At 32.4% G+C, this 23,340-nt stretch carries 18 protein-coding genes; 11 read left to right on the forward strand and 7 right to left on the reverse strand.

The window, feature by feature from the left end:
- Nucleotides 1-23: 23 nt before the first annotated feature.
- Nucleotides 24-527, reverse strand: a complete 504-nt coding sequence (locus MPR_RS07820) for a hypothetical protein (protein WP_041891136.1) — start codon at nt 525-527, stop codon at nt 24-26.
- Nucleotides 528-878: 351 nt separating this feature from the next.
- On the opposite strand from MPR_RS07820, the gene MPR_RS07825 reads away from it, so the two are divergent.
- The 4 genes from MPR_RS07825 to MPR_RS07840 all read left to right on the forward strand — a co-directional run bounded on the left by MPR_RS07825 (nt 879) and on the right by MPR_RS07840 (nt 6,329).
- Nucleotides 879-1,619, forward strand: coding sequence for a sensor histidine kinase (locus MPR_RS07825; RefSeq protein WP_041891140.1), 741 nt, complete (start codon nt 879-881; stop codon nt 1,617-1,619).
- A complete protein-coding gene (locus MPR_RS07830) occupies nt 1,585-2,295 on the forward strand; it encodes a LytR/AlgR family response regulator transcription factor (RefSeq protein WP_041891143.1) in 711 nt (236 codons plus the stop codon). The genes MPR_RS07825 and MPR_RS07830 overlap by 35 nt, the downstream gene beginning before the upstream one ends.
- A 110-nt stretch (nt 2,296-2,405) precedes the next feature.
- A complete protein-coding gene (locus MPR_RS07835) occupies nt 2,406-4,673 on the forward strand; it encodes a cation:proton antiporter (RefSeq protein ID WP_041891147.1) in 2,268 nt (755 codons plus the stop codon).
- A gap of 165 nt (nt 4,674-4,838) precedes the next feature.
- Nucleotides 4,839-6,329 carry a hypothetical protein gene (locus tag MPR_RS07840; RefSeq protein ID WP_041891151.1) on the forward strand — a complete coding sequence of 497 codons (1,491 nt, stop codon included), beginning with the start codon at nt 4,839-4,841 and terminating at the stop codon, nt 6,327-6,329.
- Nucleotides 6,330-6,350: 21 nt separating this feature from the next.
- Here the strand turns inward: MPR_RS07840 and MPR_RS07845 are convergent, their stop codons facing one another.
- From MPR_RS07845 to MPR_RS07855, 3 genes are all read right to left on the reverse strand, one after another.
- Nucleotides 6,351-6,764, reverse strand: a complete 414-nt coding sequence (locus MPR_RS07845) for an EamA family transporter (RefSeq protein WP_041891154.1) — start codon at nt 6,762-6,764, stop codon at nt 6,351-6,353.
- A gap of 9 nt (nt 6,765-6,773) precedes the next feature.
- Nucleotides 6,774-7,889, reverse strand: a complete 1,116-nt coding sequence (locus tag MPR_RS07850; RefSeq protein ID WP_235280635.1) for a hypothetical protein — start codon at nt 7,887-7,889, stop codon at nt 6,774-6,776.
- 238 nt (nt 7,890-8,127) lie between these two features.
- Nucleotides 8,128-9,075: a metallophosphoesterase gene (locus tag MPR_RS07855; protein ID WP_041891160.1), complete on the reverse strand. Its 948-nt coding sequence runs from the start codon at nt 9,073-9,075 to the stop codon at nt 8,128-8,130.
- Nucleotides 9,076-9,567: 492 nt separating this feature from the next.
- Between MPR_RS07855 and acnA the strand changes: the two genes are divergently transcribed.
- Entirely contained in the window at nt 9,568-12,297 is a 2,730-nt protein-coding gene (gene acnA, locus MPR_RS07860) for an aconitate hydratase AcnA (RefSeq protein ID WP_041891163.1), read from the forward strand.
- Nucleotides 12,298-12,753: 456 nt separating this feature from the next.
- Here acnA and MPR_RS07865 read toward each other — a convergent pair whose 3' ends face one another.
- The 3 genes from MPR_RS07865 to MPR_RS07875 form a co-directional block, all read right to left on the reverse strand.
- Nucleotides 12,754-13,587, reverse strand: coding sequence for an OmpA/MotB family protein (locus MPR_RS07865; RefSeq protein WP_041891166.1), 834 nt, complete (start codon nt 13,585-13,587; stop codon nt 12,754-12,756).
- Nucleotides 13,588-13,666: 79 nt separating this feature from the next.
- On the reverse strand, nt 13,667-14,665 hold the full coding sequence (locus tag MPR_RS07870) for a glycosyltransferase family 2 protein (protein WP_041891170.1): 999 nt from the start codon (nt 14,663-14,665) through the stop codon (nt 13,667-13,669).
- Nucleotides 14,666-14,921: 256 nt separating this feature from the next.
- Nucleotides 14,922-15,386: a type I restriction enzyme HsdR N-terminal domain-containing protein gene (locus MPR_RS07875; protein WP_006261082.1), complete on the reverse strand. Its 465-nt coding sequence runs from the start codon at nt 15,384-15,386 to the stop codon at nt 14,922-14,924.
- 54 nt (nt 15,387-15,440) lie between these two features.
- Here MPR_RS07875 and holA point away from each other — a divergent pair, with 54 nt between their 5' ends.
- The 6 genes from holA (at nt 15,441) to MPR_RS07905 (ending at nt 23,288) form a co-directional block, all read left to right on the forward strand.
- Nucleotides 15,441-16,445, forward strand: coding sequence for a DNA polymerase III subunit delta (holA, locus tag MPR_RS07880; RefSeq protein WP_041891175.1), 1,005 nt, complete (start codon nt 15,441-15,443; stop codon nt 16,443-16,445).
- A gap of 12 nt (nt 16,446-16,457) precedes the next feature.
- Nucleotides 16,458-16,646: a CAL67264 family membrane protein gene (locus MPR_RS07885; protein WP_006259008.1), complete on the forward strand. Its 189-nt coding sequence runs from the start codon at nt 16,458-16,460 to the stop codon at nt 16,644-16,646.
- A gap of 1,503 nt (nt 16,647-18,149) precedes the next feature.
- Nucleotides 18,150-18,737, forward strand: coding sequence for a P-loop NTPase fold protein (locus MPR_RS07890; RefSeq protein WP_041891179.1), 588 nt, complete (start codon nt 18,150-18,152; stop codon nt 18,735-18,737).
- Nucleotides 18,738-18,759: 22 nt separating this feature from the next.
- On the forward strand, nt 18,760-21,384 hold the full coding sequence (locus MPR_RS07895; protein ID WP_139177097.1) for a P-loop NTPase fold protein: 2,625 nt from the start codon (nt 18,760-18,762) through the stop codon (nt 21,382-21,384).
- A gap of 60 nt (nt 21,385-21,444) precedes the next feature.
- Nucleotides 21,445-22,176, forward strand: a complete 732-nt coding sequence (gene dinD / locus MPR_RS07900; RefSeq protein WP_302848093.1) for a DNA damage-inducible protein D — start codon at nt 21,445-21,447, stop codon at nt 22,174-22,176.
- Between the two features lie 317 nt (nt 22,177-22,493).
- Nucleotides 22,494-23,288, forward strand: a complete 795-nt coding sequence (locus tag MPR_RS07905) for a YoaK family protein (RefSeq protein ID WP_041891186.1) — start codon at nt 22,494-22,496, stop codon at nt 23,286-23,288.
- Nucleotides 23,289-23,340 lie beyond the last annotated feature (52 nt).

A 23,340-nucleotide genomic window follows, 5' to 3' on the forward strand; every position in this document is an offset into this window, starting at 1 on the left:
GTTTGTGAGTTTGGCTATTACTGTTAGATTACTACTTCTGTCATTGAGTTAGTACATAGATTACTATCTAAATTCATATTTAACTCTGGAGTAGGTATCCCTAATAACCTCTTTAAACTATTTAGATTCATCATGATATCTAATCCGTTGTTTTTAGATTTGTTTTCTAGAGAAGATATTTGTTGTGTTATGATATCTTGAATTTCATACGTTTTATAGCTTAGAAGCTCTTGTTCGTTGATTTGGAATAGGATTTTTAGTTTGTTTAAATCCTGTAGATGGTCTTCTGTTAGATATCCTATAGCATCTAGTATTTCTAGTTTAACATCTACGAATAAGTTGATTAAAGTCTTTTTGATACTTAAGATATTTTCTATTTGGTTATTCTCCAACATGCCATAAAAACCAATTGGCGTAATGGTGTTTTGTGTTAAATAAGAAAGTACGTAATTAGTGGTGTTTTTACTTTCCTTTTTAGCATTTAGATTTGACAAGTGATTTTGTAAATCAGATTTGAATACTATCATATTTATGGTGTTTTTATTTGATTTATTACATTAGCTAAGATAATTATTATTGTTAAAATAATAGTTTATTTTTATTATTTTCGTTTGTTTTTAGAATTCAATAATGGAATGTGTTTAAATTGATTAATAATAGTCTGATATGTGTGTTTTTTGTGTTTTTTAAATAAAAGCTTAGTTTTATGTACTAATTATATATTGTAACTTTTAGTCAGTATGATAGTTTAGTGTTCCCTAAATATTAAAAAATTGTTTATTCTGTTGTATATGTAGTTAATATGCTTAATTACGTCTGTAAATTATGATATTATGAAGTCGATTTATTTCTTTAGTTTTGTTTAAAAATCGGAATAGATGAAAGCTTTTCTAGTTATAGTAATTATTTTATTGATAGTAGCGATTGTTTGCTTAGTATACTTAATTATACAGAATAATAAGAAGCGATTAGAGTTAGAAAAAGAAAAGTATCTCTTTGATTCTAAGATGCGATATTTACAGTTAGAAAATCTTGAGTCTAGATTAGACCCGCATCTGTTTAAAAATATTCTGAACTCTATTCAATCTCATGCTTATCAGACTTATTATGCTCTAGATAAGATGGCTGGAGTATTAGATTATATTTTATATGATAGCCAACGAAAAATGGTTTCTCTTAAAGAAGAACACGAATTTGCTTTGCGCCTTATCGATATCAATAAGATTAAGTTGAATCCTCTTTTTAGACTTGATATAAGGTCCAATATAGGAGAAGGAGAGGTATTTTATACAGAAGAATTAATAGCGCCTCTTATATGTGTAGAATTGATTGAGAATGCATTTAAGCATGCAGACTTGGCTAGTACAGATGCCTTTATTTCTATTTTGTTTAAATTGAAGAATGGACATTTTGATCTACTGGTTTCTAATAAAAAGTCTCGTATGAAAACCTTACACAAGGAAAAAGGGGGATATGGACTTACTGCTTTGAATAAGCGACTTGAATTAATATATGGGACCGCTTATAAGTTAGAAAAAAACGAAGATGATCATATTTACTCTACGCACTTAAAAATTAACCTACATGACTTCAAAACTAAAATGCATATTGCTCGATGATGAACTTTTAGGACTAAAATACCTAAAAATGTTATGTGAGCAAATAGAGGAAATAGAAATCGTAAAGGCTTATAATGATCCTGCAGTCTTTTTAGAGGAAGCGCCACATCAAGACTTTGATGTTGTTATCTTGGATATTAATATGCCTGGATTAGACGGTCTTAGTGTTGCACAACTTCTGCCTAATAAAGGTGTTATCTTCGTGACAGCATATAAAGAGTATGCGCTAGAAGCTTTTGAGATAGAAGCTATTGACTATATCGCTAAACCAATTAAGAAGGAAAGACTTCACAAAGCCGTATTAAAAGCAATGCGACAGTATAAGCCAGTGGATGAAGTTACCTTTATTACGATAAATTCGAACAAAGGAAAAGCACTGCTTTATTTCTCAGATATTCTTTATATCAAAACTAATGAAATGGATAGTAGGGATAAAGATGTTTATTTAGAGAACAATCAAGTGGTCGTAGCGAAGAATATGTCTTTAGATAAATTCGTTTCAGTTTTGCCTAGTTCTAAGTTCTGTCGTATTAATAAGGGAGAGTTGATCGCTCTAAGAATAGTGCGTTTTTTTAGTCATGATGAGATAACTACTACACTAAAGGGAATTGATGGAAAGCCTCTAGAACTAACACTTGGGATGACCTATAAGACTGATTTTTTAGAAAAGATATAAAACTCATTACAGAAAAATACACTTTCATTACAACTTGGTAGTCTTTGGATTCATTCTTGCTATTTACAAGTATTATTATAGAGATGTTTGTGGTGTAAAAAGTAAGTAGTATGTCAAAGTTTAAAAATTCGCTTTTATATTTCTTTATTATTGGCGGATGTTCAGCCTTAATGTATTGGGTGGTTTCTAAAGGGGTTAAATTAGAGTCTAATGTTGTTAAAGTAGTGTCAGACAAGAGTGTTTTTGAGAATTTCTTAGATACGATACAAGACAACTTAAACTTTCCATTAGCTTTATTATTAGCCCAGATTGTAACGATTGTTTTAGTTGCTAGAGTATTCGGATGGATTTGTAAGAAGATAGGTCAACCTTCTGTAATTGGAGAAATCATAGCAGGTATTGCCTTAGGTCCTTCTTTTGTAGGAGCTTATTTTCCAGAATTCTCAGAAGCTTTATTTCCCGTACATTCATTAGGCAATTTAAGTTTCTTAAGTCAGATAGGGTTAATTCTCTTCATGTTTGTCATCGGAATGGAGCTAGACCTAAAGGTGCTAAAGAATAAGGCACATGATGCTGTTCTGATTAGTCACGCTAGTATTATTATTCCCTTCGCCTTGGGAATGACTCTTGCTTATTATATTTTCACTTCCTTCGCACCAGAAGGAGTAGAGTTTCTGTCCTTCGGATTGTTTTTAGGTATATCTATGAGTATCACTGCCTTTCCAGTATTGGCGCGTATTGTACAGGAGAGAGGATTACAAAAGACACGTTTAGGAACTATCGTTATTACCTGTGCGGCGGCAGATGATATTACAGCTTGGTGTCTATTAGCAGCTGTAATAGCGATTGTACAAGCAGGAAGTTTTGCTAGTTCGCTTTATATTATGGCTTTAGCTATTATTTATGTAATTGTGATGCTAAAGTTAGTAAAGCCATTCTTAGCACGTATTGCTAAATACCAACCAACGAGTAATATGTTCTCTAAAGGAACTGTAGCTATATTTTTATTGACATTAATTATTTCTTCTTACTGTACAGAAGTAATAGGTATCCATGCTTTATTTGGAGCTTTTATGACAGGTGCAGTGATGCCTGATAATATGAAGATTAGAAACATCTTTATTGAGAAGGTAGAAGATGTAGCAGTAGTTTTATTCTTACCTCTATTCTTTGTTTATACAGGGTTACGTACAGAAATAGGTCTTTTAAATGAACCTTATCTATGGAAGGTGACTGGAGTCATTATCTTGGTAGCAACGATAGGGAAGTTTGTCGGTAGTGCCTTAACGGCCAAGATAGTCGGTATATCTTGGAAAGATAGTTTAACGATAGGAGCACTGATGAATACTAGAGGATTAATGGAACTGATTGTATTGAATATTGGTTTTGATCTAGGAGTATTGACAGGAGAAGTGTTTGCTATGATGGTGATTATGGCTTTAGCAACGACCTTTATGACGGGGCCTGTATTAGATTTGATTGCAAAGATATTCGGACCATTAGGAGATGATGAAGTAAAAACTGTTACTCCTAATCTAGGAAAATACCAAGTATCTCTATTTTTTGAAGACAAAACTAGTTTAGCTCCACTGATGAGATTGGCTAGTAGCTTTGTTGGCAAAAACAATGCAGATACTGGGATTACAGCGATGCACTTAGTAGATAGTATAGAAGTAAATGCCTTTACTTCTACGGAGTATGAGAATGAAATATTTGAAGCAGTGCAAGAAGAAGCGACAGCCTTAGATCAAGAAGTACAAACCTATTATAAGGTATCCAATGATATCGAAAGCGATGTAGTCAATGTAATCAACGAGCAAATCAGTGATTTATTACTTATTGAAGTAGGATATTCTATTTATAGAGGGTCTCTATTAGGAAATATCTTAGGTTTTACCACTCGTATTATCAATCCAGATGTATTGTTGAACAAGGTGACAGGAAAAGAGAAATTCTTTGAGAACTCATGGTTTAATGCTAGAACACAACAGATTCTTAATCGTTCTAAAGTACCTGTGGGAATTTTTATCAATAAAGACTTTGATAAGGTGGAGCAAATTTTCTTGCCTGTATTCTCTAAGCAGGACTTGAAGCTACTAAGTTATGCACAGAAATGGATTCGCAATAGTGAAGCACAGATTACTGTGTTAGATGCAACAGGTCAGTTAGAAAGTTACCCTGAGTTTAAAGAACAGATTAGGTTGATCGAACAGTTTAAGCCTAACCATATTAGAATTGTTAGTGTTAAGGAAGTCAATAATGAGTTTATAAAGGATTTTAATCTGATGTTGATCAGTTTAGAAAGTTGGAAAACACTAGTAGAAGAACGAAAAGCATGGCTAAACAGTGCACCATCTATGTTGTTAATTCAATTGTAGAGATATTGTGTGTTTTATATTAATTTGTGGTACTGCTCTCCGTCCAGGGAGAGCAGTTTTTTTATTTCATAAAGCAATGTAAAGAGCTAGTGAGTTTTAGAAGAAGTTATATGTTTAACCTCAGAATTATTTAATATCTTCACGTATATATTCTAGGGTTAAGGTATGATAGATATAGAAACAAGCATTCATGATGCTTATTCAGTAGAGGTTAAAATAGGGTTTAAGACAAAGCAAATTGGTCAAACAGCAGAGTTTGATATTAATACTTGGTTTTTTATTCCTAATAGTTTAGATATTAATGCTTCTACATATACTAAAGATCAGTTTTATTCAGATGTTAAGTCTAAGGTCAGATTTATAACACCTATTTACCTTCTAAAAGAAATTGTTGATAACGGAGCTGTACCATTAAATAATTTGCGTTCAGCTTTAAATGATGTGTTACAAGCAGAAGAGGATTCATCTGAGTTATTAATGGAGTATGAGTTTCAGCTAAAGATGTTCATGGCTATTTTTAGAAGTGCTATTCGCAATCATCTTGTTGAGATCAAGAAGTGTATTTTAACGAAAGATTTAGAGGTAAGATGTTTAGAATTTGCCTCAGCAGTGGAGAACATTTCTATTCAGTTTAGAGGGCTTAGAGAGTTGTTGATTGATGTAGAAGAAGGGAGTGAAACAAGAAATTACTATGATTTTGCAGATGAGTATTTGTCTTATGCGATAGTGCATCAGGTTTTTGGTTTCTTAGAACTGTTAGAAGGTGATCAATATAATCTATCAGAGAAAGTACGCCAACATTTAATAGGATTAATAACTAGAGAAAAAGAGTATATGAAAATACACAACTATCTAGATATTAAGAAAGGGGATAGAGAGAATAATCAGAAAGTAGTATATAGGCACACTATGTTAGATAAGTATATAGAGTCTGATTTAGCTTTAATTTCGAATAAACGAAAAGACGAAGATGGTGTGATTGCCCAGCAGATATATTATAGTTTAGCAGCGGGGTTGTCTATGATTTTTGCTACTGTTATTGCTTTCTCTTTTCAACAAAAATATGGCAACTTTACAATGCCTTTGTTTGTAGCATTAGTTATAAGTTATATGTTGAAAGATAGGATTAAGGAACTAATGCGTTATTACTTTATAGGGAAGTTAGGAGGGAAGTATTTCGATAATAAAACGAATATTAGTGTAAAAGATCAAAAGATAGGATGGATAAAGGAATCTGTAGATTTTATAGTAGAAGAAAAGGTGCCTGAAGAAGTGCTTAATTTGCGCGATCGTTCAGCCTTATTAGAAATAGAGAATAAGATTCACAATGAGAAGATCATGTTGTACAGAAAGAAAGTACATCTAGACAATAAGAAGGTTATTAAAGAGAGTACGTATGCCTTTGACGGGATTAATGATATTATTCATTTTAATCTAACTCGACTTACTCAAAGAATGAATAATCCTTATGTGACTGTGTATACTCTAGATCAAAATGATTTAATAGGGGAGCCAGAAAGAATATTAGCAGATAAGATCTACTATCTTAACTTCATAGCACAAATAAAGTATGAAAATATCGTAGAGTATAAACGATTTAGAATTGTGTGTAAACGAACAGGTATTGAAGCTATAGAAGAACTTTCTTTGAGTTAATCGAGAACTCAAAGAAAGTTTTTATAAGATTAGGACTAGTGTACCTCCTACAATAAGACATCCACCAATTATAGTTTTTAGATCCATAGGCTCTTTTAAGAAGATAAAAGAGATAATCATCACAAATACAATACTCAACTTATCTATCGGAGCTACTTTAGATACAGGACCTGATTCTAGAGCTTTGAAATAAAATATCCACGATAGCCCTGTCGCAACTCCAGAAGCAATTAAGAAGATAAGATTAGACTTACTCAATTCTTTCATACCTTTAAAATCGCTATTTGCAATCACTATTCCCCAAGCTAAGACTAAGACTACACTAGTGCGTATAGCTGTAGCTAGGTTACCATTAATTCCTTTTACTCCTACCTTCGATAATATGGCTGTCATTGCAGCAAATATAGCTGAGAGTAGAGCGTAGTACTTCCACATAATATTATTTTATAAATAATCATCTAGAGGACACTGTATAGGTACAGGAATATCTCTTCTGATTTGTTCTTCAAATTTGCTCAAATCTACGCTTTTTGAAGTAAATATATTTATAATTTCCATATTACTTCCTTGTGGACGGATGCTTAGTTTAGACTCTATAGTTCCATCGCTATTCTCAGTAGTTTCTATACAGATATATTTTACCTCTGCTAGTGGTATTATATGAGCATAGCGATCATCAGAGAAGCCTATTTCGTCGTTATTATCATCTATCCAAATAAAAGGTTTATTCTGAGAGATCTCTTGTATAAATGTTGGTACTCTATAGATATGTGCTGTTTCTTTATAGGTTTTTATATCTAGAGTTATATTATCTGATAGTGTTGTACAGTTGGCTATAGATAATTTAAGTATATACTCTGGATAGATTACAGTATTCAAGTATTCTTTTAAATTAGTAATTAAGAAAAATACTTTATTATTAGCCGCATCTAAGTCTACAGGATAGGCGTTAGAGAAATAAAACTCTAAGTGATCTGTTTTTATTTTTGTACTAAAGATAACACTCTTATCCTCTTCTGTATCGATAGAAGCACTAGTAAGGCTTTGATTCTCTAGTAAAGCATGTTTTAAAAAAGCATACGGTTTATTACCAATTTGTTTATACTCACAATAAGAGAAATAATTGCTCACAGGAATATTCTTTCTATGACAATCATAAAAATTAAAATCGTTGAGAACAAGGTTTCCAAGTCTCACAGGAACCTTAAAGCTGTATTTAACTAAATCATCTTCATTAGATGGTTTAGTCATTAATACTTCTTCTAATGCAATTACTTCTTCATAAGGAGTTTCCCATGATATAAAAGTTTTTGCTTGATTCTGCAATTCATAACCTTCTAGGATTGTATCTGCATAGGTTCCTTGTTCTAATACTTTACAGTTACTAGGATTTTTTCTAGCCCATATAAACATATTTCTTTCACAACTAAAGGTTTCTTCGAATAAGGTTAGTAATACAGGATTAAACCCTAACTTTTCGGCTAAGTGTAGAAAAGTAGAAAGAAAGTTTACAGATGAAGTAGGGATATGACTATTGTGCTTCCCTGCTATAAACAGCAAAGGTTTATTGTTAATACAAGTAAAATACAAAACTTGTATGTCATCGATGTTTTGGTTACAGTTGTAATAAGATATTTTATTTTTGCTTATTAAATGATTATCAAGTATAAAAACGGCGTTATCACAATTTTGTAAAGTCAAAAAATCTAATGACGTATTGTCTATTTCTTTGGTGTTTTTTCTTTTAAGAAAAAGTTTTAAATAGTTAATCATAGATTTGGAGAGAGAAAGTTTGACGTTATTTTACAAAGACGAGTTGCTTAGAGTCCAACTTGTCTTCTCCACTATATCTGTAGCATACAAGTATTCCGTCCCCCTTAGCAACGCTAAAATCGACACAGCATACATTATCTTTAATGATACTGGGTCTAGTACCTACCTTGTGTTTCATCCAATAGTGACCAAAGAACACAGGTTTCTCTACGATCTGATAAAAGTTATCACTCTCAAACTCAAAAGGAGTATGAGGTAGCTCTTGTATAGGATGTACACTGATAGAGTTATAGGTCATTTCTTTAGGATCTTCCCACCATTTAGTTCTAAACTCAGTGCGTAGTATACGATCTTTATCGATGAAGCTTATACCTTCAGGCATCTTCGCTTCTTTTCCTTTTAATGTTGTTTCTACAGCATTATATAATTCTGTTCCTTCTGTATTCGCTTCTTCTAACAGATCATTCGTAATACAGTCATTGACTAATCGGTTTCTTAAATAATTGATATGTCGATCATCCCAACATGCATGAACAGCTCTAAACGAATCATTCTCATAAAATAAAGGAAGTGATTTAAACCATTCTATATACATTTTATACATATTAGGCACTTGCATAAAAGCAGCCATTGTCACAGCATGTTGATTAAAGTTCTTAGGAGTGTGTTCTCTAAGGTAATTTCCTTCTATAGATAAGGTGTTATAACAGATAGCATTGTACTCATGATTTCCCATTAAGGCAATAGCCTCCCCATTATCAACCATCTTTTTTACGATATCTAGAACTTCTATTATATTAATTCCTCTATCGATATAATCTCCTACGAATAGTACTTTTCGTTCAGGATGTTGGTAATATCCTCTCTTATTAGAATAGCCTAAAGCAGCTAATAATCTCTTTAAATCATTACTATGTCCATGAATATCTCCTATTATATCAAAGTCTACAAAATTTTTGTCAATTGTTTTCATTATACAAGTTGTTGGTGTTATTAAATGTACAATAATTTGCGAATAAATTATCTGAAAAATAAAATTAAAAAGATAATATATGATATCTACAATAAAAATAGTTTATAATAATTGTGTCATATAAAAGAAAAGTAAAATGTGTTAAATATTGAATTAAAATCTATTTTTTAAGAGCAAGGTTGTTTTTTGTTTGTTTTTAAAAGTAATGAAATATATGGAGTTATGGCTGAATTATCTGGTGAGATAGTAATAGGCATTAAGATATTGATATTTGTCTTTGAATGAGGTGGTTGTATTAGAGAAAATTCGGTATTGAAAATATCTATATTCTCTAAAAAAATAAGAGTCAATTTGCCAATATAATAATTCTTTAAGATGGCTTATTATCTTGTTTATAAGTTGGGTATATTATAATGTTAGCGGTTTTTTAATAAATATTTAATAGCTAATCTAGTTTGTTTTCAGTAACTTAACCTTTATAAACTAACAATTATGACAAAGTATAAAATTGCATCACTAAAAGAGTTACAGGACAAGGGTAACAATATCGAAAGATTGCCGTTTTCGATAAGAATTTTATTGGAGAATGTTTTGCGTAATCACGATGGTTATGTGATAACAGACGAGCATTTAGACACTCTAGTTAACTGGGATCCAAAGGGTACTGACAAAGATATTCCCTTTAAGCCAGCACGTGTTTTAATGCAAGACTTTACAGGTGTACCAGCTGTTGTAGATATTGCGTCTTTGAGAGATGAGTTCATCAGACAGGGAAAAGACGGGAATAAGATTAACCCAGCAATTCCTGTAGATTTGGTTATTGACCACTCTGTTCAGGTAGATTATTATGGAACAGATTACTCTTATAAGGGAAATGTAGAAAAAGAATATGAGCGTAATTCTGAACGCTATGAGTTGTTAAAATGGGCTCAGCAGGAGCTAAATAACTTCACAGTAGTTCCTCCAGGAATGGGTATTTGTCACCAGGTAAATTTAGAGTATTTAGCTAAAGGTGTTATCGAAAGAGATGGATGGGCTTTCCCAGATACTTTAGTAGGTACAGATTCACATACACCTATGGTGAATGGTATTGGAGTTATTGCATGGGGAGTAGGAGGTATTGAAGCTGAGGCGGCTATGCTAGGACAACCAATTTATTTTACTTGCCCAGAGGTAATCGGATTAAAACTAACGGGTAAAATACCACAAGGGGCTACTGCTACTGATATGGTATTATCTATTACGAAGATATTGCGTCAAGTAGGAGTAGTAGGTAAATTCGTAGAAGTATTTGGCGATGGCTTAGATAATCTATCTGTGACTGATAGAGCGACTATATCTAATATGTCACCAGAGTTCGGATGTACAGTTACTTATTTCCCTATTGATAACCGTACCTTAGATTATATGCGTGCTACGAATAGAAGCGAAGAGCAGATAAACTTAGTAGAAGATTATTGTAAAAACAATATGCTATGGAGAACAGGGAAGGAGAGCATTGAGTATACTACAGTGATCGAGTTAGATCTAAATACATTAGAGCCTACAGTATCTGGACCTAAACGTCCACAAGACAAAATATTAGTAAAAGATTTAGCTACATCATTCTCTACTTTATTAGAGCAAGAGTATAATCGTACCTATACAGATACTAAAGAGCGTAGAGAGCACGCTTGGCTATCAGAAGGAGGTTCTGGGACTGAGTTTGCTTACGAAGAGAATAAAGTTGCTAATCCTACTACAGAAGTTGTAAAAGATAGTCTGCGTACAGTTCGTATTAAACAGAAGAACAAAGAGTATGTAATAGGAGACGGAAGTATCGTTATCGCTGCTATCACGAGTTGTACGAATACATCTAATCCAGAAGTGATGATTGGAGCAGGACTAGTAGCTCGTAAAGCTATTGAGAAAGGTCTGAGAACGAAGTCATGGGTTAAGACAAGTTTAGCTCCAGGGTCTAAGGTTGTGACTCAGTATCTACAGCGCTCAGGCTTATTAGAAGACCTAGAGGCACTTCGATTCCATACAGTAGGGTACGGATGTACTTCATGTATTGGTAACAGTGGACCTCTTCCATTACCTGTAGCAGAGGCAGTGACTAAAGGTGATTTAGTTGTAGCATCTGTATTGTCAGGGAATAGAAACTTCGAGGCTAGGGTACACCCACAAGTAAAAATGAACTTCTTGATGTCTCCGATGTTAGTTGTTGCTTATGCACTTGTAGGTAGAGTAGATATTGATTTAATTAATGATCCTTTAGACTATGATCCTAATGGACAACCAGTGTATCTAAAAGATATATGGCCAACACATGAAGAGATTAGAGCAGTAATTAACGAATCATTGAAACAAGAAGATTTTGAACAAGTATACAGTGTGATCTTTGAAGGTGAGCAAGACTGGAAGAACTTACAAGCGCCAACAGGCCAGAAGTTTGAATGGGATCAACCCTCTACTTATATCAGACAAGCGCCATTCTTCGAAAACTTACCAGCTCAACCTAAGCCAATTGCAGATGTACACAATGCTAGGGTATTGTTGTATTTAGGAGATTCAGTGACTACAGACCATATTTCGCCGGCAGGAGCGTTTAATGAGAGTTCAGCAGCAGGTAAATATTTACTGTCACAAGGAGTAGAACCAAAAGATTTTAACTCATACGGATCTAGACGTGGTAACCATGAAGTGATGATGAGAGGTACTTTTGCCAATGTGCGTATTAAGAATAAAGTAGCACAACGCGAAGGAGGATATAGTACTTATTTACCTACGAATGAATCTCTTTCTGTATTTGATACAGCGATGAAGTATCAAGAAGACAAGACTCCTTTAATAATCTTGGCTGGTAAAGAATACGGAAGTGGATCTTCTCGTGACTGGGCAGCAAAAGGAACTTATTTATTAGGAGTAAAAGCTGTTATAGCAGAAAGCTTTGAGCGTATCCATAGAAGTAACTTAATTGGTATGGGGATAGCTCCATTACAATTCTTAGAAGGCCAAACAGCTGAATCATTAGGTTTAACTGGAAAAGAGACATTCACTATCACAGGAATCGAACAAGATTTAGTACCACACAAAATACTAGAGGTAAAGGCTGTAAAAGAGAATGGAGAAACTCTTTCTTTCCAAGCTAAAGCTCGTTTTGATTCTTTAATTGAAATAGAGTATTATAAAAACGATGGTATTCTACAATATGTATTGAGAGACTATCTAAAAAATTAAAAATTGTTGGCTTTCAGCCATAACGTACTTAGATGACAGGCACCTTCGCTCTAATTAGAAACAAGGAATTGTTTGCAAATAGCTAAGTATGAATAATTAAACTCAAAATATGCAATAGACATATAAACGAGAAATAATGATACAAAATAGGTCTGAATTAGTGATACAAGCATACAATAGTATGGCTTTAGAGCTAATGAAAGAGCTATGAAGTAGAATGGCTTTGTAGTATTTGGCTAATGTTTATTTTGGGATAAAGCTATCTAGTGGTAACGCTAGGTAGCTTTTTTAAATTAAATTAAGAATTGTTAGAAATCCATGATGTGACGCGCATTAAAATCGTCATTCGTCATTTGAAATTCGTAATTAATTTCTAATTCCTAATTGAAAATTTATAATTAAAAAAGGGCTATCTTATTTAAAAGACAGCCCTTTTCTTTATTTTAATAACTAAAATTATTTAGTCATACTTTTCATTTCTTTCTCGATCATATCGTAGAATTGATCAATCTTAGGAAGTAAAACGATTCTAGTTCTTCTGTTTCTAGCTCTGTTTTCAGGAGTATCGTTTTCTACTAATGGTACATACTCTCCACGTCCTGAAGCAACTAATTGACCAGGGTTTAATTGGAAGTCATTTTGTAAAACTTGAACGATAGATACCGCACGTTTAACACTTAGATCCCAGTTGTCTCTCATCATTGCGTTTTTGATAGATACGTTATCTGTGTGTCCTTCTACCATTACTTCGAAGTCTGGTTTGCTCTTAGCGATAGCAGCTACTTTAGCTAATACACGTTTAGCCTCAGAACTTACTTCATAACCAGCTGTTTTGAATAATAATTTGTCAGCGATAGAGATGTATACTACACCTTTTTCTACGTTAACTTGGATATCTGGATCATCGAAACCAACTTCTTTCTTCACACTTCTTACTAAAGCTAAAGTAACAGAGTCTTTCTTCGTGATTGCATCTTGAAGACGAGTGATCTTAAGATCTTTCTCTTTCATGCTCTCCAAAGTTTTCTCTAAGTTTTCAGCACCTTTAGAAGTTAACATAGTCATGTTACCCATATTGCTTAATAAGTCAGAGTTGTTCTTTTTCAAATGCTCGATCTCGTTAGAGAAAGCATTTCTCTCAGCTAAAGCAGAGTTTAGTTTTATAGTACATGTATTTAATAAATCTTGTACTTCTTTGTTTTTAGCTTCTAAGTCTGCAATTTTCTGTTTTGTACCACAAGAACCTAATGTCAAGGCTAAAACAGATAATCCTAAAACTACTTTTTTCATAATTAAAAAATGATTGAATTGTTTTGTCAAATATAGCAAATAGATGGCAATATAGAAAGAAAAGCCTAAACTATTTTAATTAGAATATTCTAATATAAGTCTTACGTTTTTGAATATAATATAATTTAACAATTGATTTAGTTCGATAATACTCTTTTACAGGAGATTTTGATACCTTTTTTTTGAAGATAGGAATGCGTTTGTAAAATGCAAAGTGAGAACGAACAATTGCAAAGCAATGTTTGGGTTGCAACATTAGCATATATCTTACCCCTGCGATGCCGTCTAAGCACAATCTTAAAAAGATAGTAGAGAACTTGCCTTTAGAAGGTAGATTTTTATACAAAGTAAGTAGAGAGTTCCTAAAGTTAAGATAAGTCTTCTTTGGACTCTGATACTTTAAAGTTGCTCCACCAACGTGATACACAGTAGAATACCCTGTGTACTTAATCTTATATCCCAGATGATGTGCTCGCCAGCATAAGTCTATTTCTTCTTGATGAGCAAAGTAGTCTTCATCGAGTCCACCTAGTTTTTGGTAAACTTCATTACGGATAAAAAAGCAAGCACCTGAAGCCCAGAAGATATCTATAATATCATTGTATTGTCCTTTATCTTCTTCTATGGTATCGAAGATACGCCCTCTACAGAATGGGAATCCGTACGAATCTATAAAACCACCTGCAGCACCTGCATACTCAAAGTGCGTTTTGCGTTTATAGTCAAGAATTTTAGGCTGTACAATAGCTACTCGAGGTTGTTTGTCAAATATTTCTTCTACCGAGTCTAACCAATTTTCGGTTACTTCGATATCTGAATTCAACAGTACTAAGTAAGGTTCTTGAATATCTTTTAACCCTTCATTATATCCTTGAGCAAAACCATAGTTTTGCTTATTCTGAATAATATGAACAGAAGGAAATTCTTGTTCTAGAACAGCTATAGACTGATCAGTAGAAGCATTATCGATAACGTATATATTAGCTTTGTCCGAATACTTCAGTACAGAAGGAAGAAACTGTCTTAACAGCTGTTCTCCATTCCAATTTAAAATAGCTACGGCAAACTTTTTATTCATTTTGTTTTTCTTTTTTGTGAAATCGTTTTTTTGTGATGTCGTTTAGTATCCGACTCTCGCTGCGCAAAGTCTCCCGACTTTGAGCTATTATAGTTTTGTAAGACTGTAAACCGTTTACTGTCAGCTAATCGGTGAAATCGTGATGTCGTTTAGCATATGTTATCAATATATAGTGTATCACATCATCTAAGTACATTATGCCCGTAGGGCAATGCTGTCAACCGTTCACTGTCAACTGTCAACCATTCACTGTTAACTAATTCTTCCTTCCTAATTCCTCATTATAATTTGGCAATTCTCTTAAGAACACATATTTACTATTTTCGTAATCCATTTGACAGTAGTAATGATTTAGCCCATTGGTGACATACAGATAGGTTGATCTTAATTGAAAATTATAACGAGCAATCTGATCAAATGTTGTTTGGGTAATTTTTATCTCAGGTGCTTTACACTCTATGAGCATAAAGATTTCACCATTAGGTCTAAAAATCACCACATCATATCGTTTCGTCATTCCATTAATTCTCACTACTTTCTCTACACTGATGAGGGAAAGAGGATAACCTTTAGTATAGATCAAATCATGTACCACATGCTGTCTTACCCATTCCTCAGGAGTAAGCTGAATAAACTTTTTACGGATAACATCAAAAATAGATAGCTTATTTTCACTATTTTTGAAACGAAAATCAAACGGTGGGAAATTCAGTCTTTGCATAAAGCAAAGATATTTTTTTTCTACTGGTATTGAGCAATATTTAAAACTAATATTTTGGATCAAGTAAAGGACATAATAAAGAATATAAAGGCAGGGAATGCTGCTCCTATATATTTTTTGATGGGGGAAGAACCGTATTATATTGATAAAATCTCTGAGTATATTGAAGATAATCTATTGACAGAAGAAGAGAAGGGGTTTAATCAAATGGTATTATATGGGCGAGATGTCACTGTTCAAGACATTGTTTCTAATGCAAAGCGATTCCCTTTAATGGCAGAAAAGCAAGTTGTCATTGTTAAAGAAGCTCAAGAGTTAGCACGTTCTATAGACCAATTAGAATCTTATGCTGCACAAGTACAACCTTCTACCGTATTAGTATTCTGCTATAAGTACAAAACATTAGACAAAAGAAAGAAGATTTACAAGGCGATAGAGAAGTCTGGTATCATATTTGAAAGTAAGAAGTTAAAAGAGTATCAGATAGAAGCTTGGCTTAAGAAATTACTAACTGCAAAAGGGTATAGTATAGATCCTAAAGCTTCTGCAATGCTAGTAGAGTTCTTAGGAACAGATTTGTCTAAAATAGCGAATGAGATAGATAAACTGGCTTTAATTGTACCAAAAGGAGTACAAATCACAGCAGAAGTAGTAGAAAAGAACATCGGAATAAGTAAAGATTTTAATAATTTTGAATTGATTAAAGCTATTGTAGACCGCAATCAGCTCAAAGCGTATAAAATTGCAAATTACTTTGCACAGAACCCAAAGAATAACCCAATCGTATTGACAATGGGGCTTGTTTATTCTTATTTTTCTAAGCTTTTGTTGTACCATGGATTGAAAGATAAGTCACCATCTAACGTGATGAAACAATTAAAAGTGAGTCAATACGCAATAAAAGACTACGAAATGGGTTTTAGAATCTATAAGATGAAGCAAGTCAGTAGTATCATTGCACATCTAAAGGATGTAGACCTTAAAAGTAAGGGAGTAGGAGCTCAGGCGATGCCACAAGGAGAACTGCTTAAGGAGATGTTAATCAAAATATTTAATTAAAATAAATAAATAATGCCGAACAATTTAAACAAGAATAAGATTCTAGGATATGCTACGTTGATTATGATTATGATGGGTATCTTATTAATCTGTCTAGGAGCATTTAAATATTCCGAAATCGCAGGGTGGGGATTCACAGCTGTAGGAATCGGTTTCTTTGCAATAGCATGGGTTTTTAACGCTTTAAAAGGAAGAGTATAAGTTTAAAAAAGAAGAGGAGAGCATTGCTCTCCTCTTCTTTTTTAAACAATTAAGAATTAGGAATTAAAAATTAAGAATGTTTGGCTTCGCCATGAGATATGTATATATGTCCTATCGGTGCACATATCATGCAATCGCTAGGTTCGCGTTATTGCGTATTTTTAATCCGTGATATATATCCGTAATCGTAGGGCTGTATCCCTTTAAACAATTACGAATTTCAAATTAACAATTACGAATCTTAGCCCTTCGGGCTTTAGTTACGCATATCACGCAATCGCTACGTTTGCGTTATCGCATTTTTAATTCATGATATATCACTATCCCAAATACCTACCCGAATTCTTCCGACTACCTATATAGCCCATCTATATTTAATGACGTATAACCGTCCAATATATCCATTCAACTTCAATTAAAAAATTGATCAACTTTTTTGAAAAAAAACACATTCTTTTTTTCAAAAATGCATCTATTTATCATCAAAAAATCTTATTTCTCCCTTAAAAGCCCCCTCTTTTTACCGCATTTTCTTCTCATTTCAGTGAAATAAGACTTGAAAAGCAAAAAAGTGTATACTTTTTTTTAAACCTGTTTTCATTTAACTAATTGATAATTAGTCATTTGTTTTAAATTGAGATGTTGTTGTACTCAACGCTATATAGCTCTTAACCCCAGTAAACTCAGGGCTTCTTCTTGGATCCTTGGACAGTTGTAGGACAATGCTAGGACTTTAGTGGGCTAAATAAGGCTTTTGTCGAAGGATGCTCCTTTTGTACTCTGGGTATTCTTCTTGTATGTAGTGTGAAGGTGTGGTAGTGGTGAATATGGCTATCAAAATGGGTAGCTTCAGATGAATTGTTGTTCCCAAAAAGGACATATTATAAGAGTTGTAAAAGATGTCTTTGTAATTAAAGATAAAGTGCCGATGCTACAACAACGAATAAATACCCCAATTAAGATTAATAAATTAGCAGTGAGTTTAGATAGTCAACCTTCGATGTTATACAGGGTTTACTTAGATTGTTATGTGAAGAGTCAATAGCACTGATATTAGAATGAATAGATGCTATGCGTCATGTATATTTGTTCATCACATCAGTAGAGACGGAATACTTCCGTCTAACACACAGTTAGATCCCAATGGATAGAAAGCCCTTATTCAAGGGGGTGATGTTTAAACTTGCCACACGTGTTTCATATGTTGTGTTCTGTGTTTAAAGCCGTCCACTGAATCCACAATATATATCATCCTGACGATAGGAGGGATTTCATTCCATTCTCACTCACGTCCTCTATGTCATCCCGACAAAGGAGGGATCTCATCCTATTGGTGTGTAGATATTTATGAGATACTGTTGTTTACTCAATAATTCGCAATGTTTACGGTTTTCCATATTAAAGTTAGTAATGAAGTAGTTATGTTTGTAGGAAAGTGTTGGAGATAATAATATTTGGATGTTATATGAATAAGAGTTAACTATTACTAACGAGTTATATATTATGGAAGTAAAAAATAATGAAAACAAAGAAGAAGAAAAAAATTATGGATTTAATTTTTTAACAAATCAACCTTTAGGAGAAGACCTATTTGAAAATAGGTCTCAAGAGAAGATAGCGACTGTAATAAGTGATAAAATAATATGTAACTCAGACTTTAAAATTATAGGGATTGATGGAGAATGGGGGGCTGGTAAGAGTAATTTAGTTAGGTTGCTAGAAAAAAAACTTGAAAAAACACATAAGTTTTTTGTGTATGATGTATGGGGACACCAAGAAGATGATCAAAGGCACTCAATATTAGCTGAGATAACTGATTTTATTATACAAAAGCAATTAGTGAATGATCAGTATAATTGGGATGATAAATTATTAAAGCTTATAAGTAAACAAAAAAATACTACTACGACTAATATTCCACATCTTAGTATTGGTTTTATTATTTCTTTATTATTAATAATATATGTACCTACAGTAAATACCTTTGCAAAAGATTTACCAATTTTATGGAAAATGATAATTGTTCTTTTACCAATTATTATTCTTTTCTGTTTATTTATTTATTTATTACTGCTATACAGAGAGAAATAAATTGTTATTAAAGGAAGAAGAAATGTATAAGCGTTTAAATAAATGGAATAAACTTAAAACTGTTAGTCTTTTAGCTACTCAACAATTGTTTAAAGTTTATACAAATAATAAAGTAGACGAAACAAAAGTTGAAATAGTAAGCGAAAAAGAACCTACAGTAAAAGAGTTTCGTGCTTGGATGAAGGACATTGATAATGATCTAAAAACTAATGTAGTTATTGTTTTTGATAACTTTGATAGACTTCCGAAAAAACATATTTTGAATGTATGGTCTTCTATTCATATCTTCTTTGCTGAAGAACCATATTCTAGGATTAAAGTGATTATTCCTTTTGATAGGAGTCATGTACAATATGCTTTTGATGAGTTGAATAATAAAGGGGGGAATAAAGTAGTTAAATTCGGAGATGATTATGTAAATAAAACATTTGATATTGTTTTTAGGATAACATTACCGATAATGTCTGATTGGAAAAAGTTTTTTCAAGAACGATGGGCAGAAGCCTTTGATAGTTATGAAGAGGAAGAACTTAGATTAGTAATTCAAGTATATGAGTTTTTAAATCGAAGAATAACACCAAGAGAGATTATATCATTTATTAATGAAATAATAACAATTAAACTTTTAGATAACAATTTTAGAGAAAGATATATTGCAATTTTCGTATTAAGAAAAGATGAAATACTTGACAATCCTTTACAAGCTGTTACAGAATTAAAAGAAATACTTGGTGGATTAACCTCTTTCTATAGTAATGATGCTGAGTATGCTAAGCAATTGACTGCGATAGTTTATCATATTGAAGTTGAAAGTGCTTTAGAGTTAATTTATAGGCAGGAGCTAAAAGATTCTATGATTAAAAAAGATATAGAACGATTTAATTCTATATGTAAGGCTGATTTTATTGATTCACAGTTTATTTCAGTAATATCTGAAATTGAAGTTTTTGAAAATCCGATTCTTACATTAGATGCGATGCGTGAAGAATCTAAGGTCTCTAAACAATTCAGAGAACAGGCATGGGAAATGCTTTATAATAAAGTATTTGCTTCCTTTATTGTAATGGATAAATTGGAAATTGATGATTGGCAAAAAGCTTTGTTAAAAAGTAATAATGATAATCGATATTTAGATGCTATTTTGAAAAGTTCTTTTAAATTAGTTAATGAGGATACTATTTATGAATATCTTGACTTAATTAACGATTTAGAAATGTTAATTGATGTTGGTAGAGTTAAGAATGGAATAGTGGGAGGAGAAGTTTCTGCAAGTATATATATGAAATTGCTTGACTATGTAGGGAAAGAATATGTTAAATTTAAAATATATACAAGTGAGATTTTATTAGATAAATATTTATCTGAGCAAACCATAGATATTATTCTGAAATTTAAAAACACAAAATATCTGTCTAAAGAGTATGATTTTAAGAAATATAGAGGGAATTTAAAAGCTAATGTAGAGAGCAATGCTAAAAATAATAATATTGATAATGTTGATAAGTTATTAGTTAAGTTAAAAGAGATAAGGTTTAAAAAAACAAAGTTAAATGCTTTATTTTCAGATAGTCAAATTTACACATTATATACTAATAATTCAGTGTCAGAATTACCTATTATAACTGACTTAATCGCTATTCGAATAGTAAGAGGAAGTGAATATAATTCTTCTTATAAGGGATATTTCACGAATGTGCTAAATACAGAAGATGAAAAAAGAGCAAAAGAAATTGGGAATACAATCTTAAATTATATTGACTATGATGAGTTATTGTTACTATCAAATTACTATAAGAATAGTTTACTATTTAAGCAAATAATAAAGACAATGTTTTCTAACGGAAAATTGGACAAAAGAGTAAATATTATAAAACTTATGGAGAAGTATTCTGAAATAAAAAGTGGCTTGGGTGTAGAAAATAATGAATTATTAGTGGAGTTAAGTAAATGGAGTATAGATCAAGATAACTTTAATTTAAATAATTTGGAAGATGTTTTGATAGAGGATTGTTTTAAGTATCAGGATTTGAACATTTCAAAAGTAATTAGGTTTGCCTTTAATAATGATTTTAAGGAGTATTCAGAAGAAGCATATAATATAATATTTAAAAATGAGGATAAAGATTGTCTTTTTAAATATTTTGTATTCTTAGATAATTCTTCACTTACAAAAACATCTTTAAATGTATTTGGAAAGTTGTTTTTAGAGAAGTTAAGAGCGGAAACCTTAGATGAGAAATGGTGGAAGGTCCTTAATGTTTATGAATCTAATAATGACGTATTGTCTGTTTCTAATACTTTAAAAGATATTAGAGCTTGCTTTTTAAATTCACAAGTAAGTTTAAATTTAGAAATAGCAAAAAAGATTATTCCACTTTTAATAAAATATGATTTGCTAATAGGGCAATCAGATATTTTTAGGTTAATATTAAAGAATGAGTTTTTAAATGATGATGAATTTATAAAACTTATTAAAAATAACCATGAAAAAGTTAAGACTCTTTATCAATCTGCTCTTTCAGATGATAAAGTAGGCTTTAGAAATACAATTAATGAAAAACGTGACTCAAATTCTTTAATAGAAGAGATAGCAAAACTAATCGATATTAGAAAAGGAAAAGTTAATAAAACTAAAAAAGATGAATAGTCTAAAAAAACAAAATATCTATCAATGAAGTATCCTATCTTTTTAATTTAGGAAAAATAATTGGGATGTAGGTGTAGGCTTCCCCATAAGATAGCTTGTGAAAATAGTGGACAAGATATTACTGATCATTTCGAGGATATCCTCGATATGATAGCAATTGGTAAAACAGCTCATCGTGAGGTAGATAGTGTGAAAATGTCACGTTATGCTTGTTATCTTGTGGTTCAAAATGCAGATCCTTCTAAAGAAATTGTTGCACAAGGACAGACGTATTTTGCAGTTCAGACGCGTATACAAGAAATACGCCAGATGGATGAATATGCTAATTTGTCTACTGAGGATGAACGACGCTTGTTTCTAAGAAATGAGTTAGCTAAACACAATACTCAACTTGCTGCTGCAGCAAAAGATGCGAGAGTGATTAAGCCAATAGATTATGCTATTTTTCAAAACCACGGATATAAAGGTTTATACGGAGGTTTAGATGCTAAGGGGATTCACCAAAAAAAAGGATTAAGTAAGAGCCAACAGATATTAGATCATATGGGCAGTACGGAGTTAGCGGCTAATTTGTTCCGTGCAACACAGACTGAGGATAAACTGCGCAGAGAGAATATTCAAGGTAAAGCAAAAGCGAATGAAACACATTATGAAGTTGGCGCTAAGGTGCGAAAGACAATTGAAGAATTAGGAGGTATGATGCCAGAAGATTTGCCTACTGTAGAGAGTGTAAAGAAAATCGAGAAACAACAAACTAAGATGTTAAATAAGAAGAAGGATAATGATGAATAAAGTAGGAAACTTATTATCATGCACTTTTAATTATCTATCTTCTTTAAGGTGTTAAATACCGATTTACAATTACGGATTCGGAAATCTGCGACAACTATAAAACGCAAAGTCGGGAGACTATTGCATAGTTGTGTAGAGACTCAAAAATCTTCAACAACTATAAAAACAAAAAGTCAGGAGACTATTGCGTAGCTGTTTACAGTCACGGATTCGGAAATCCGCGACAACTCAACAAATACTTCTACCGCACCCCATATATTTGTAATTCTCTTTAAATTTGTTATATTATAGTTTGAGGAGGAGTAATTTATAAGTTTATGTTATCACACAGAGGTAAGGAGAGAAGTTTTATGCAGAATCTGCGTTTAGCAGTGTTGTTATCATTTGTAGGAGGCGTGGTGAATGTAAGTGGTTTTTTAGCTTTAAAGCTGATGACAACCAATGTGACTGGGTATTTATCTAATTTTGCTCAGGAGGTACTTACCTTTAACAAACAAGCTATTTTGAAATCAGTGTTGTTATTGGTTTCGTTTTTCTTAGGATCTTTTACTTCTCACGTGATCTTACAGTTGCAGAAGTTGATTTGGAACAAGGTGTATTTTACAGTGCCTTTGATACTAGAGGCTATCTTATTAGGAGGAGTGGCTTATCTCGAAGGAGATATATTGTTTCAATATCCAATGAAGATAGCCTATGTACTGCTATTTGCGATGGGACTACAGAATTCTCTTGTTACTTTTATTTCTAAGGCGGTAGTGAGAACTACGCATATTACTGGGATAGTCACCGATTTAGGTATTGAAACTGCGAGGTTATTGTTTAATCTAACGAGAGCCAACCTTCGCAATCTTTTGCTTTCTCATATAGGACTTAAGGTAGCTATTGTCTTTTCGTTTGGGGTAGGAGGTATTACTGCAGCATTTTGCTTTGAGTATCTTCATTTGCGCACCTTATACATTGGTGTAGTAGTTATTCTATTTACTACCGTTTATGACTATTTAGTGGTTAAAATGATGAGGGTATTAGAGGAAGGAAAACAGATAGTGGACTGGAGTAAGAAAGTAGTGACTAAGGACTATAAAGTTTACCATATCTTAAGAAGGAAGAAGTAGGCTATATAGCTTTAAGTATAACAATCATTTTAAAGTAAGGATAAAGTATCTT

This window comes from Myroides profundi (assembly GCF_000833025.1).
GTDB lineage: Bacteria > Bacteroidota > Bacteroidia > Flavobacteriales > Flavobacteriaceae > Flavobacterium > Flavobacterium profundi_A.